This window comes from Amycolatopsis rifamycinica, assembly GCF_000695625.1.
GTDB lineage: Bacteria > Actinomycetota > Actinomycetes > Mycobacteriales > Pseudonocardiaceae > Amycolatopsis > Amycolatopsis rifamycinica.
Genome location: NZ_JMQI01000054.1, coordinates 37,814 through 50,616 on the forward strand (window position 1 = coordinate 37,814; position 12,803 = coordinate 50,616).

General features: G+C 71.7%; 13 protein-coding genes. 8 read left to right on the forward strand and 5 right to left on the reverse strand.

Going from position 1 to position 12,803, the window contains the following annotated elements; all coding sequences use genetic code 11:
• The first annotated feature begins 94 nt into the window (after positions 1–94).
• From DV20_RS25250 to DV20_RS25260, 3 genes are all read left to right on the forward strand, one after another.
• On the forward strand, positions 95–2,557 hold the full coding sequence (locus DV20_RS25250; RefSeq protein ID WP_043784357.1) for an alpha-L-rhamnosidase-related protein: 2,463 nt from the start codon (positions 95–97) through the stop codon (positions 2,555–2,557).
• 160 nt (positions 2,558–2,717) lie between these two features.
• Positions 2,718–3,569, forward strand: a complete 852-nt coding sequence (locus DV20_RS25255) for a RecB family exonuclease (RefSeq protein ID WP_043784491.1) — start codon at positions 2,718–2,720, stop codon at positions 3,567–3,569.
• An 11-nt stretch (positions 3,570–3,580) separates the two neighbouring features.
• A complete protein-coding gene (locus DV20_RS25260) occupies positions 3,581–4,108 on the forward strand; it encodes a hypothetical protein (protein WP_043784358.1) in 528 nt (175 codons plus the stop codon).
• A gap of 39 nt (positions 4,109–4,147) precedes the next feature.
• Here the strand turns inward: DV20_RS25260 and DV20_RS25265 are convergent, their stop codons facing one another.
• On the reverse strand, positions 4,148–5,461 hold the full coding sequence (locus DV20_RS25265) for an Rv3212 family protein (RefSeq protein WP_200876494.1): 1,314 nt from the start codon (positions 5,459–5,461) through the stop codon (positions 4,148–4,150).
• A gap of 26 nt (positions 5,462–5,487) precedes the next feature.
• Complete coding sequence (locus DV20_RS25270) at positions 5,488–6,963, reverse strand: DEAD/DEAH box helicase (RefSeq protein ID WP_235190949.1); 1,476 nt, start codon at positions 6,961–6,963, stop codon at positions 5,488–5,490.
• 553 nt (positions 6,964–7,516) lie between these two features.
• Between DV20_RS25270 and DV20_RS25275 the strand changes: the two genes are divergently transcribed.
• From DV20_RS25275 to DV20_RS25285, 3 genes are all read left to right on the forward strand, one after another.
• Complete coding sequence (locus DV20_RS25275; RefSeq protein WP_043784360.1) at positions 7,517–8,170, forward strand: ferritin-like fold-containing protein; 654 nt, start codon at positions 7,517–7,519, stop codon at positions 8,168–8,170.
• A gap of 119 nt (positions 8,171–8,289) precedes the next feature.
• Entirely contained in the window at positions 8,290–8,520 is a 231-nt protein-coding gene (locus DV20_RS25280; protein ID WP_043784361.1) for a DUF3107 domain-containing protein, read from the forward strand.
• A gap of 185 nt (positions 8,521–8,705) precedes the next feature.
• The gene (locus DV20_RS25285) at positions 8,706–9,155 is read left to right on the forward strand and encodes a pyridoxamine 5'-phosphate oxidase family protein (RefSeq protein ID WP_043784362.1); all 450 of its coding nucleotides are present in this window, start codon (positions 8,706–8,708) and stop codon (positions 9,153–9,155) included.
• On the opposite strand, the gene DV20_RS25290 is transcribed toward DV20_RS25285, so the two are convergent.
• Positions 9,152–9,469, reverse strand: a complete 318-nt coding sequence (locus DV20_RS25290; RefSeq protein ID WP_043784363.1) for a DUF4873 domain-containing protein — start codon at positions 9,467–9,469, stop codon at positions 9,152–9,154. The two genes, DV20_RS25285 and DV20_RS25290, sit on opposite strands and share 4 nt — an antisense overlap.
• Positions 9,466–10,236, reverse strand: coding sequence for a TetR/AcrR family transcriptional regulator (locus DV20_RS25295; RefSeq protein ID WP_043784365.1), 771 nt, complete (start codon positions 10,234–10,236; stop codon positions 9,466–9,468). The genes DV20_RS25290 and DV20_RS25295 overlap by 4 nt, the downstream gene beginning before the upstream one ends.
• Before the next feature lie 55 nt (positions 10,237–10,291).
• Between DV20_RS25295 and DV20_RS25300 the strand changes: the two genes are divergently transcribed.
• Together DV20_RS25300 and DV20_RS25305 are read left to right on the forward strand one after the other, a co-directional pair.
• Positions 10,292–11,200 (forward strand): AurF N-oxygenase family protein, encoded by a 909-nt coding sequence (locus DV20_RS25300; protein ID WP_043784366.1) that lies wholly within the window; start codon positions 10,292–10,294, stop codon positions 11,198–11,200.
• Positions 11,197–12,096, forward strand: a complete 900-nt coding sequence (locus tag DV20_RS25305) for an alpha/beta fold hydrolase (RefSeq protein WP_043784367.1) — start codon at positions 11,197–11,199, stop codon at positions 12,094–12,096. Before DV20_RS25300 ends, DV20_RS25305 begins: the two co-directional genes overlap by 4 nt.
• A 49-nt stretch (positions 12,097–12,145) precedes the next feature.
• Here DV20_RS25305 and DV20_RS25310 read toward each other — a convergent pair whose 3' ends face one another.
• Positions 12,146–12,772, reverse strand: a complete 627-nt coding sequence (locus DV20_RS25310) for a TetR/AcrR family transcriptional regulator (protein ID WP_043784369.1) — start codon at positions 12,770–12,772, stop codon at positions 12,146–12,148.
• Between the last annotated feature and the right edge of the window lie 31 nt (positions 12,773–12,803).

The window sequence follows — 12,803 nt, forward strand, 5'->3', positions numbered from 1 at the left end:
GATGCGCCCGGTGCGTTGACATCGTTGGCACCGCTCCCGCAGCCTGAATCTCAGCTCAGCATTTGAAACGATTCAATGCCCTGCGGAGGCCTCGATGAAGTGGCTCAGAGCAGTCCTGCCGGTCACGGTGCTGGTGGCGAGCGGTGTGGTCGCCGCGCCCGCCGACGCCGCGCCCGGCTGGCAGAAGTACGTCGTCGCGCCGGCGAGCCGGGACGTCCGGCCGGTGCGGGTGCTGTCCACCACCGGTGACGTCACCAACCCGAACGGCCTGCTGGGGCGCGGGGTGGCGACGTTCAAGCGGCAGGCGCCGCCGCCGAAGCCCGCGTGGCCCGCGGGGACCACCGCGGCCGCGTCGTCGTTCCACGCGCCGAACAGCGGCGGGAACGGGCAGCCCCGGACCTACGAGCCCGGCAACGCCGTCGACGGCAACCCCGAGACGTTCTGGAACGACGACACGATCGGCGCGTACCCCGACGTCCTGACGATCACCGCCGGGGCGCCGGTCGCAATGCCCGGCGTCACCGTCTTGTCCAATGTGGACGGGGTGCCGCAGGACCTCACCGTCGAGGTGCTGGACGCGGGCGCGTGGCGGGTCGCGGCCTCCGTGACGGGGAACACGGCCGTGCAGCGCGCGGTGACCTTCGACCGGCCGGTGACGACCGCGCAGGTCCGGATCACCGTGACGAAGGACCAGAGCACCCCGTCCGGCGAGTTCAGCCGCGTCGCGGAGGTGTGGCCCGGTGTGGTCGCCGACCCGCCGGTGCCGTCCGCGGTCGTCGACTTCGGCAAGGTCGTCGCCGGGTACCCGGAGATCGCGTTCGCGGGCGCCTCGGCGAACCTGCCGGGCGTCCGCCTGGCGTTCTCGGAGACGCTGCAGTACCTGGGCGAACGCTCCGACTTCACCCGCTCGGACTTCTCCGGCGGGCCCGGCACCGACCAGTACGCCGTGCCCGCGACGCCGACGGTGTGGCGCGACACGAAGAGCTGCGCTTCGGGGACCCAGGTGTGCGCGGACGGCCTGCACGGCTTCCGGTACCTGCGGATCAGCCTCGACGCGCTGGCGTCGGACGCGCCGCTGGCCCAGCCGTCCGGTGAGGTGCGCATCAGCGGCGTCTCGCTCGGCTTCACGCCGTTCCTCGGCACGCCGTCGACCTACCGCGGCTGGTTCGAGTCGTCCGACGAAGACCTCAACAAGTACTGGTACGCGGCGTCGTACACGAACGAGCTGGGCATGGACACCTTCCGCGAGTCCGATGTGGACCCGAGGGGCGCGTTCTCGCCGTCGCTGGACGGGAAACTGGTGCTGCACGATGGTGCGAAGCGCGACCGGGACCCGTACGTCGGCGACGTCGCCGTCTCCGGTCTGACGCAGTACCTGACGCACCAGGACGGCACGGCGGCGAAGAACGTCCTCGCCGACCTGGCGGACCACCAGCGCGCGGACGGCTGGATCCCGCCCGCGTCGATCAACGGCTACACGCTGCCGCTGTTCGACTATCCGCTCTGGTGGGTGACGTCGAGCTGGGACTACGTCCTGTACAGCGGCGACACCGCGTACGCGGCTTCGTACTATCCGCACCTCGTGAAGACGCTCGACAGCTGGTATCCGTCGGTGACCGATTCGCGCGGGTTGCTCGCGAAGGGCCTCAACGGGACAGGCGGCTACGGGGACTACGCGTTCCTGCCGCGTACGGGCGAAGTGACGTACTACAACGCGTTGTACGTCCGGGCGCTTCAGGGCGCTGCCGGTCTGGCGCGCGCGACGGGGCATCCGGCCGACGCGGATCGATGGCTGTCGCGGGCTTCGGCGGTGTCCGCGGCGGTGAACGCTCATCTGTGGGATCCGGCGGCCGGCGCTTATCTCGACTCGGCGACGGGCGCGGCGCGGCACGGGCAGGACGGCAACAGTCACGCTGTTCTGGCCGGTATCGCGTCGCCCGCCCAGGCCGCTTCGGCGTTGGCGCGGCTGGCGGCGGGCGCGTTGCCGTACGGGAACCCGTTCATGGACAACGACACTCTGGTGGGTGACGGCACGAAGCGCGTGTACGCGTTCACGTCGTTCCCCGAGCTGCAGGCGCGGTTCCGCAGCGGCCAGCCGGACTCGGCGATCGACCAGATCAAGCGCATGTACGGCTGGATGGCCACGCACGACCCGGGCATCACGGCGTGGGAGGGCATCGGCGAGGGCGGCTCGCACTACGAGCAGGGCTACACCTCGGCCGCGCACGGCTGGTCGACCGGGGTCGTCCCGGCGCTGACGAACGAGCTGCTGGGCGTCTTACCGACGTCGCCGGGCTTCGCGACCTGGACGGTTTCGCCGCACCCGGGTTCGGTTTCGTGGGCTCGCGGAGCGGTGCCGACGCCGAAGGGCGCGTTGTCGGCTTCGTGGTCTCAGCAGGGTTCGGTGTTCACGCTGACGGTGAGCGCGCCGCGGGGGACGTCCGGGTCGCTGGTGGTGCCTTCGGGGCATTTGGTGCTGCTGGACGGGCGTCCGCTGCGCGCGGCGGGTCCGCTGACTGTTTCCGGCGGCACGCACACGGTGCTCGTCGTGAGCTGACCGGGCTTTCCGCGCGGGGCGGGCTCGCCCCCGCGGGCTCGCCCCGCGCGGAAAGTGGCTGTGACATCTGGGGCTGCGCCCCAGGTCGGGGGCTCCGCCACCCGAACCCCCGCAAAAAGTGTCGGTGGTGGTGCGTAGCGTGGGCGGCGTGAAGGACCAGATGGGCTTCGACTTCGGCGTCGCGCAACCGGTGCGGCTCACGAAGGTCTCGCCGGCACGGCTGGCGACCTTCGACGACTGTCCGCGCCGGTACCGCCTCGCGTACCTCGAGCGGCCGACACCGCAGCGCACCGGGCCGTGGGCGCACAGCACGCTGGGCGCGGTGGTGCACAACGCGCTGCGGGCGCTGTTCGACCTGCCGGTGCTCAAGCGGGTGCCGCAGCGGGCGGTGGCGCTGGTGGCCGAGTTCTGGAAGGACGCGGGCTTCGAGAGCGAGGAGCAGGCGGCGCGGTACCGGGCGCGGGCCAAGGGGTGGGTGGCGGAGTACGTCGAGGACAACGACGTCACGCACGACCCGGTCGGGCTCGAGCGGTGGGTGTCGGCGCCGGTCAGCGGCACGCCGGGGGAGCGGCCGTCGATGATCATCGAGGGCCGCGCGGACCGGATCGACGCGCGCGACGGCTCGCTGGTCATCGTGGACTACAAGACGGGACGCCGTCCGCCGGACGAGTACGAAGCCCGGGCCTCGCAAGCGCTCGCGCTGTACGCGGTGGCGGCGGCCCGGACGCTGCGCATGCCGTGCACGACGGTGGAACTGCACCACGTCCCGACGGGCACGATCGCGGCGGCGGAGCACACCCCGGAGAGCCTGCGGCGGCACCTGCAACGCGCGGAAGAGACTGCCGGAGATCTCCGCCTCGCCACGGATACCCTGGACGCGGGCGGCGACGGGGACGTGCTGTTCCCACCCCGCCCGGACCGGCGCTGCGCCTGGTGCGACTTCAGGCCGAGCTGCGCGGCGGGCCGGCAGGCGGCCCCGGCAGCGCAGCCGTGGGACCTGCTCGCGCCCTGAACGGAGGGAATGTGGCTTCACCGGACACCGACGAACTGGCAACCGTCCCGCTGCCGGCGGGGGAGCAGGAGGCGCGGCAGAAGAACGCAGCGCGGCCGCAGGTTTCGGGCCGGGCTGACGACGAGGTGCCGATGGCGCGGGAGGCGGCCGAGGCGCCGACCGTGGAGCAAGAGCGAGTCTCGCCCGAGCGGATCGAGCCCTCCGAGGCCCTCGCCGAATCCGAGGCCGACCAGTCCACCGAACCCACCAAGCCCGCGCCCACCGCAGACCGTGGTCGCTGGTGGCGGGGGCTCACTGGCTCCCTGGCCGCCGGCCTGGCTGTTCTCGCACTCGGCGTACTCGCCGTCGGGGGCATCTGCCTCTTCACCGGGGCTCCCGGGCCCGGTGCCGCTTCCCTGATCGGGCACCCCCTGGCCGCTGTGCTCGCCTTGGGTGCGCAGCGGGTGGCCGACCGGCGTCGCGGGCTGCCCGCCGTCGGGGGTGGGGTGGCCGTTGTGCTGTTCGCCGTCTCCGCGGCGACCATCTTCTGGCTCAGCTGATCCCCGCCCGAATCGACCGACCGCCCCTTCGGCGCCGCGCTACTTCAGGGCCGTGAGGGTCGGGCCGCGCTGTTCCAGCAGCACCGGGCCGGCCGCGGCCAGCCTGACCACTCCCGTGTAGCCCCGGCGCTCGACCCCGACCGTGCGGATCGTGGATCCGTCGTTCTCGTTCAGCACCGCCAAGCCGCCCTTGATCGGGACGACCAGCTGCTGGGCGAACGTCACTCCCGGGCCCGCCGCGCTGCTCAACGTCCAGCGCGGGGACAGGTCGTCGCGGGACAGGGCCAGCAGCTTCGAGCCGCTGAACCAGTACACGTTCACCGCCGTCTGGGTGGTCGCCTCGACTCCGGCCGGGGGGTCGGTCGCCAGGTCGCCCGCCGGGACGTCCAGCGGGTACGCCGCGCGCTGGGTTCCGTCGCCGTTGAAGACGACCAGGAGCTTCTGGTCCGGGAGGATCACCGCCGTCAGGTCGCCCGACATCGCGATCACGCGGGCCCGCTTGCCCGCCAGCACCGAACTGAAGCTGACCTGCGGCTCGTCGTCCTTCTCCGGCGCCGCCTTGTACACCGTCAGGCGGTCGGCCGGGTCGCCCGGGCAGCGCTCGATCACGCCGACCTTGCCCGAGGCCGCCGCGACCGTTCCGTACGTGCAGCCCGTGCGGGGCTGCTTGCCCGCGTTGACCAGCGCCGGGACCTGGCCGTACTCGGCGCTCTGCACCAGGTCGTCGCGCCAGGTGGTGAGGAGCTTCTTGCCGGTCGCGGTGACGTGCGAGCCGTCGTCGACCAGCTCGGTGCCGAGCTCCGCGTTGCCGTTGCGCTGGGCCGTGATCCGGCCCGTGCCCGGGTCCAGCTGCGTGACCTCGCTGCAGTTGCGGGTCTTGTGGTAGACGGCGTTCAGCCGGCCCCACGCCTGGTCGAGCGTGCACAACGGCAGGTCGCGCGTGTAGTGCCAGCGGACCTGCCCGGTCAGCGGGTCGCGGGCGGCGACCTCGCTGCCGTCCGCGGTGGCCACCGAGTCGCCGGCCACCACCGGGGCCGGCGTCGCGCCGCTGGGGGCGCTCCAGATCTCCGCCAGCGACCCCGGCACCTTCTCCGGGGCCGGGGGCAGCGCCGGGGGCGCCGCCGCCGTGGTCCGGTCGGTGGCCGCGCTGTCGCTCGTCGCGCCGACGACCAGCGCGACGGCGACCACGCCCACCGCGATCAGCGCGGCGATCGCCCGATCCCGCCCGCGGTTCCACGGCGAACGACGCGCCTTGACCCGCGGGGCGGGCGGAGTGCTCCCGGGAGTGTCCTCGAGTACGTCCTCGGACCCGTACGCAGGCGTCTCTTCAGCCGCCTTCTCGCCGTCGCTCACGTACCCGAACCCCCGATGGAGATGCCTCAGTCTGCCGACGCAGGTGTATCAGACGTGGCGGCCGGCCGGCGACGGCGGCGCCGCCGAGCCGGACGCTCGGCGTTGTCGCCGGCCTCCTTTTCGACGGCCGGGCCGGTCGCCTCCGGGGCGTTGCCGCTGCGGGTGCGGCGGCGGGTCCGGGAGCGGCCCTCCGCGGCAGCCGGGGCTTCCTCGGAGGAAGACGTCTCGGCGGCCTTGTCCGCGGCCTCGATCGCCTCGGCCGCCCGCGAGCCACCGCGGGTCCGCTTGCGCGGGGCCCGGGCACGCTTGCGCGGCGCTTCTTCTTCCGCGGCCGGCTCGCCGGCGCGGCCACGGCCACGGCCGCGCTTCTTGCCGCCGAGGTCTTCTTCCTCTTCGGCGGCCAGGCCCGCGCGAGTGCGGTCGGCCAGCGGCAGCCGCCCGGTGGTGCCCTCCGGGATGCCGAGGTCCTCGAACAGGTGCTTCGACGACGAGTACGTCTCGACCGGCTCCGGCTTGTCGAGGCCGAGGGTGTCCGAGATCAGCTTCCAGCGCGGCTCTTCGTCCCAGTCGACCAGGGTGACGGCGACGCCGGTCCGGCCCGCGCGGCCGGTGCGGCCGATGCGGTGGACGTAGGTCTTCTCGTCGTCCGGGCACTGGTAGTTGATGACGTGCGTGACGTCGTCGATGTCGATGCCGCGGGCGGCCACGTCGGTGGCGACCAGCACGTCGACCTTGCCGGAGCGGAACGCGCGCAGCGCCTGCTCGCGGGCGCCCTGGCCCAGGTCACCGTGCACGGCGGCGGCCGCGAAGCCGCGCTCGACCAGGTCGTCGGCCACCTTCTGCGCGGTGCGCTTGGTGCGGCTGAAGATCATCGTGAGGCCGCGGTCCTTCGCCTGCAGGACGCGGGCGATGACCTCGGGCTTGTCCATCGAGTGCGCCCGGTAGACGAACTGGGTGGTGCGCTCGTGGATCGCGCTCGCGTCGTTCTCTTCGGCGCGGATGTGCGTCGGCTGCTTCAGGAACGTGCGGGCCAGCGTGATGATCGGGCCGGGCATGGTGGCCGAGAACAGCATGGTCTGCCGCTCGTCCGGCACCATCCGGAGGATGCGCTCGATGTCGGGCAGGAAGCCCAGGTCGAGCATCTCGTCGGCCTCGTCGAGCACCAGGCCGCGGACCTTGCCCAGCACCAGGTGCTGCTGCTCGGCCAGGTCGAGCAGGCGGCCCGGGGTGCCGATCACGACGTCGATGCCCTTGCGGAGCGCCTCGATCTGCGGCTCGTACGGGCGGCCGCCGTAGATGGCCAGGGTGCGGATGCCGAGGTGCTTGCCGGCGCCCTTGAGGTCGTTCGCGACCTGGATGCACAGCTCACGGGTCGGCACCACGACCAGCACCTGCGGGGTGCCGTCGCCGGGGACCTGCACGCGGTGCAGCAGCGGGACGCCGAAGCCCAGCGTCTTGCCCATGCCGGTGCGGGCCTGGCCGATGAGGTCGTCGCCGGCCATGGCCAGCGGGAGCGTCAGCGCCTGGATGGCGAACGTCCGCTCGATGCCGGCCTCGCCGAGCGCCTTGACGATCTCCGGCTTGACGCCGAAGGACGCGAAGGTCGGTGCCTCGGGCTCGACCTCGACGCCCGCCTGCAGCGGGTGCGAGGTGTCGAGCGCGGCCGGGCCGGTCTCGCTGTGCTCCAGCGCGACGGCGGGGGGCTGTTCGGTTGTGGGATTTTCTGCGGTCAGGGTGATCGCCTCTCTCGTGACCAGCGCGCACAGCCGTGGGTCCGCTCGACACTCGACCGGGAGTAACCCTGGTCCCTGGCGCTGGGCTTGAAGCGCGGAACCGGTCCGCCCCGGGAATGCCGGAAGAGGCGTGCACGCACATTGCAGTACGTCGGCAAGCCACGTGACCTGCCTGTTCCCGACGCCGGTATGGCGTACGGAAGCTTGATCTCGAACGCCAGTGTACCTGGTCAGCCGTTTTTCGACAGTACCCGGCGCGCCGGAACCAGTGTGATCGGTCTCGTCGCGGCACGCCCGGGCGCTTCGGCGATACCCTGCCCCCGTGACCGAGCCGAAAGAGATCTCCGAGGGCGTAGTCGACCTTCTGGGTGTGATCGCCTACCTCGAACTGTCCGCCTTCGACCGGATGGCCGAAGACGCGCGCAGCGCCCCGACCCTGGCCGGGCGGGCCGCGCTGGCGCAGATGGCGGCCGCGGAGATCGGTCACTACGGCCTGCTCGCCCAGCACCTGGCCGCGCACGGCGTCAAGATCGAAGACGCGATGGACCCGTTCGTGGCCCAGGTCGACGCCTGGCACGCGTCGACGCCGCCGAAGTCGTGGCTGGAGTCGCTGGTCAAGGCCTACGTCGGCGACGGACTGGCCGCCGACCTCTACCGCGAGATCGCCAGCTGGCTCGACCCGGAGACGAAGGACCTGGTGCTGACCGTGCTGGCCGACACCGGCCACTCGGCCTTCGCCGAACGCGAGGTCGCGGCCGGTATCGAGGCCGACCCCAAGACCCGCGACAAGCTCGCCCTCTGGGGCCGTCGCCTGCTCGGCGAGGCCCTGACCCAGGCCCAGTACGTCGTCGCCGAGCGCGACGGGCTGGCCGAGCTCATCGTCAACGGCTCCGGCGACCTCTCCGGAATTGCCGGGCTGTTCCGGCGGTTGCAACAGGGGCACACGAAGCGCATGCAGGCGCTCGGCCTGGGCTGAACCCGATGGAGTACCCGGAAGTGACGACGCGGTCGGGCGCGGACATGCGCCACCGGAACGAGCCGGTTCGGTTAGCCTTGGCCGGCACATCCCTTACGAATTTCCAGCGGAGGTCCCACGTGGAGGTCAAGATCGGCATCAAGGACACGCCGCGCGAGCTGGTGGTGTCCAGTGGCCAGTCTCCCGACGAGGTGGAGAAGCTGGTCGCCGAGGCCCTGACGGCCGGTGACGGGCTCTTCCGCATCAACGACGAGAAGGGGCGCAAGTACATCGTCCCCTCCGACCGCATCGCGTACGTCGAGATCGCCCCGTCCGACGTCCGCAAGGTCGGCTTCGGCGTCGGCGACTGACCCACGGCTCCAAGCGGAAAGGCCACCTCGAGTCCCTCGAGGTGGCCTTTCCGCGTCCACCGGCCACCCGCCGCGGCGGGTGGCGGGCACTGCTCTGGCGGGCGAGGCCGGGAGTGCGGCCCGGGTTCACCGGATGGTGGCGTTTCGCTTGGAGTGTCGCTTTTGCGCCACCTAGCTTTCGGCGGGTGACCACTCTCGAGCCTGCCGCCGTCGCGGACCTCGTGCGGAGCACCCTGTCCGCGCACAAGTCGTTGTTCCTCGCCACTTCGGGCAGCGCCGGACCTTGGGTCGGTGGGGTGTACTTCGCCGAAAGCGGCGAGTTCACCCTCAACCTCGTGCTCGAGGACCGCGGCCGGACGCTGGCCGCCGTCCGGGAGAACCCGGTGGTCTCGGTGGTGGTCTCGACGGGCTCGCCGATGCAGCCGTTCCTGCAGGCCCAGGCGTCCGCCGAGATCGTCGGCGGCGACGAGGACGCGCGGGTGCGCGAGCTGCTCGTCGCCAAGGTGCCGGAGGCCGCGCCCTTCCTGGCCGCGCCCGTCACCGCCGTCCGGCTGAGCGTGCCGAAGTGGCGGGCCACGGACATCGCCAACGGCCTGCTGCCCGGCGTGGAGCTGCCGGGACCCCGCCTGCCCTAGGCGTTCAGCTCTTCCAGTGTCGTCGGGACGTGGAACGGCGGCGTGCTCGTGCCCGTGATGCGGTAGCGGCCCCACGGGTCCGGGTCCGACAGTTCGCCCGTCGCCGAGTAAGCGCCCGCCTGGATCGACACGGCCTTCTTCTTGCCGCCCGCCAGTTCGGTCAGCTGCTCGTTCACCGCCACCCGGCCGTACCAGCGGTAATAGCCGTCGATCGGCTGGAAGTAGCCGCGCAGCTCGACCGTCACCGGCAGGGACACGCCCTCGACCAGCAGGGTCGCCTCGCCGCTGTAGCCGTCTTCGTCGTGCTCGCTCATGACGTTTCCTCCATCGGCTCCGAAGCGCGGCCCAGCTGGACCACCTTGTTGGCTTCCAAGGGCAGGTTCGGGTCGATGACCACGCCGTTCTGGCGGGTCAGCCCGTCGATCGCCGCCCAGATGATCTGGGTCAGGTACTCCACGACCGCGTCGCGGCTCATCGAGCGGCGGTCCAGCCACCACTCGCCGGTGTTCTGGACCATGCCGACGATGCCGTGCGCCCACGGCTCGGCCGCGCCGGAATCCATGTTGAACATCCGCATGTAGTCGCCGAGCAGCGCCGTCAGCGCCGTCGCGATCAGTTCCTTGTCCTCGGCGACGACGTCCGACGACACCGGCTTCTCCGGCCGGCCGTGCGCCAGCAGCCGGTAGAGGTTCGGGTGCTCCTCGATGACCGTGAAGAACGCGTCGAGGGCCATCCGGATCCGCGGCACCGGCGCCAGTTCGGCGTTGATCGCCGGGATCAGCCGCTCGAACAGGATCTCCGTGCCGCGCTGGCCGAGCGCCACGTAGAGGTCGGCCTTGTCGTCGAAGTGGCGGTAGAGCACCGGTTTCGTGACGCCGGCTTCCGCGGCGACGTCCTCCATGCCGAGGTCCGGGCCGTGCGTGTCGAGCGCCCGCAGCGCGGCCTCGACGAACTCCTTGCGGCGGGCGATCCGGTGCTTGCGCCACCGGTCGCGCCGGGCGTCGCCCGTCGCCTCGTCGCCGCGGGAGGACTTGCCGGCCTGCTTGCCGGAGCGCTTGACACGTTCGATCACGAGAGTCATGCTACGCACAGGTAACTGTTACCTCAAGTTACATGTCCCGGAAGGGGTGTCGGCGATGACGCGGACGCTGAAGGAACCGGATCGCGAAAAGACCGCGGACCGCCTGCTGAAGTCGTCGGCGAACAAGTTCTACGACCCCGACGTCGACATCGACTGGACCGCGCCCCTGGTGGCGGGCAAGCGGTTCATCCTCGACGAGCGTTCGTCGCTCTACGGCACCGAGCTCTGGGAGAAGCTGACCCCCGAGCAGCGCATCGAGCTGGGCAAACACGAGGTCGCGAGCGTCGCCACCACCGGCCTGTGGTTCGAGATCCTCCTGATGCAGATGCTGCTCAAGGAGGTCTACGAGCAGGACCCGACGTCCGCGCACGCCCAGTTCGCGCTCACCGAGATCGCCGACGAATGCCGGCACTCGACGATGTTCGCGCGGATGGCCTCGCGGATCGGCTGCCCCGCCTACGGCCCGGTGCCGTGGCTGCGGCGCCTGGCGAAGCTGATGCCGACGATCTCCTACGGCCCGGCGCGCTACGGCGCGATCCTGGTCGCCGAGGAGGTCCTCGACCGGCTGCAGCGCGAGCAGATGAACGACGAAGGCGTGCAGCCGCTGGTCCGGATGGTCAACCGGATCCACGTCCTCGAAGAGGCCCGGCACGTCACCTTCGCCCGCGAAGAGGTCACCCGCGGCATGGCGAAGCTGTCGAAGGCCGAGATCGCCTACCAGCAGTTCATCATCGCGGTCATCTCGTACTTCGTGACGCGGGCGTTCATCAACCCGGACGTCTACAAGGCGGTCGGCATCCGGCCGCGCGACGGCGTCGAGGCGGCGCTGAACAACCCGCACTGGCAGGGGACGATCGCGTGGGCGGGGGAGAAGATCATGCCGTTCCTCCAGGAATCCGGGCTGGTGGGCCTGCCCGGGAAGTACTTCTGGCGCAAGTCGTTCCTGCTCCCGGCGGCCCGATGACCGCCGTCCTTTCGCCCGGGCACCGGTTCGTGACGAGCGACGGCGCCGCGCTGCACGTCTCGCAGACCGGGCCGGCCGACTCCGCGGTCACGCTGGTGCTCGTCCACGGCTGGACGCAGGACCACCGGACGTGGGACTTCGTGCTGCCGCACCTCGACCCCGGCCTGCGCGTGCTGCGCTACGACCTGCGCGGCCACGGCCGGTCGGCGCCCGCCCGGCCCGGCGGTGCCACGATCGCCCGGCTGGCCGACGACCTCGCCGAGCTGATCGCCGATCGCGTCCCGGAGGGGCCGCTGGTGCTGGCCGGCCACTCGATGGGCGGCATGACGCTGATGGTGCTGGCCGAACGGCACCCGGGTCTCGTCGGCGAGCGGCTGGCGGGCGCGGCTTTCGTCGCGACGTCGTCGGGGGACATGGACAAGCTGACCCTCGGCTTCCCGGGCCTGGTCGGCCGGAGCGTGACGCGCTTCGAGCCGCGGGTGGCGAAGCTGCTGGCCGGACTCCGGAGCGACACGCTGCGGCTGCGGCCGGGCCTGGTCCGCTCGGGTGCCCGGCGGCTGGTGTTCGGGGTGCGCCCGGGGCGCGAGCAGGTGGACAGCGTCGTCGAGCAGCTGCTGCGCGCGCACCCGGCCAGCGCGGGCCTGTTCCTGGACGCCATCGCGGCCCACCGCGGCGTCGGCGGGCTCGGCGCGCTGTGCGACGTCCCGTCGGTGGTGCTGGCCGGGGAGCGCGACCGGCTGTGCCCGCTGCCGCACGCGAAGGTGATCGCGGACGAACTGCCGCACGCGGAATTCATCCGGTTCCCCGGAGCCGGGCACATGCTCCCGCAGGAACGCCCCATCGAGGTCGCGCGCCGCATCTCCGCGCTGGTCCGCACGGCCGCCACTTTCACGTGAAAGTGACCACCAGGGGGCGGCACTTTCACGTGAAAGTGCCGCCTCGGGGTCAGGAGTCCTTGAGCGGGAAGCCGCCGCCGATGCCGCGCCAGGCCAGGTTGGCCGTCAGGGCCACCGCTTCCTCGCGGCTCATCGACTGGTGGTGGGCCAGCCAGAAGCGGGCGCTGACCTGGCTCATCCCGACCAGCCCGACCGCCAGCAGGCGCGCCTTGTCCTCGTCGAGGCCCGCGTCCGCCGTGATCGTCTCCGTGATCGCGTCCACGCTGGCCGACGTCGCCCGGTCGACCGCTTCCTGGACCGCCGGCTCGCCGCGCAGGTCGGACTCGAACACCATCCGGAACGCGCCCGCGTCGTTGCTGACGAAGTCGAAGAACGCGCCGACCGTCGCCGGGACGCGCTGCCGGTTCTCCGTGGTCGAGTCCAGTGCCGTCTGCACGCGCTTCACCAGCTCGTCGACGTGGCTCTCCAGCAGCGCGATGTAGAGGTCGAGCTTGCCGGGGAAGTGCTGGTAGAGCACGGGCTTCGAGACACCCGCGACCTCGGCGATCTCGTCCATCGCGGCGGCGTGGTAGCCGTTCTCGGCGAAGACCCGCTGCGCCGCGGCGAGGAGCTGGGCCCGGCGCTCGGTCCGGGGCAGCCGCACCCCACGTTGCTGCACCCGCGTCATCTCCGTCATGCTCGTCCTCCCGTCATCGCTTCTTCGACGG

Excerpts from the sequence above, each read along its gene's own strand:
- DV20_RS25250 (WP_043784357.1), top strand. The coding sequence starts at position 95 with ATGAAGTGGCTCAGAGCAGTCCTGCCGGTCACGGTGCTGGTGGCGAGC.
- DV20_RS25255 (WP_043784491.1), top strand. The coding sequence starts at position 2,718 with ATGGGCTTCGACTTCGGCGTCGCGCAACCGGTGCGGCTCACGAAGGTC.
- DV20_RS25270 (WP_235190949.1), bottom strand. The coding sequence starts at position 6,963 with ATGGCCGGCGACGACCTCATCGGCCAGGCCCGCACCGGCATGGGCAAG.
- DV20_RS25290 (WP_043784363.1), bottom strand. The coding sequence starts at position 9,469 with ATGAGCGAGCACGACGAAGACGGCTACAGCGGCGAGGCGACCCTGCTG.
- DV20_RS25295 (WP_043784365.1), bottom strand. The coding sequence starts at position 10,236 with ATGACTCTCGTGATCGAACGTGTCAAGCGCTCCGGCAAGCAGGCCGGC.
- DV20_RS25300 (WP_043784366.1), top strand. The coding sequence starts at position 10,292 with ATGACGCGGACGCTGAAGGAACCGGATCGCGAAAAGACCGCGGACCGC.
- DV20_RS25305 (WP_043784367.1), top strand. The coding sequence starts at position 11,197 with ATGACCGCCGTCCTTTCGCCCGGGCACCGGTTCGTGACGAGCGACGGC.
- DV20_RS25310 (WP_043784369.1), bottom strand. The coding sequence starts at position 12,772 with ATGACGGAGATGACGCGGGTGCAGCAACGTGGGGTGCGGCTGCCCCGG.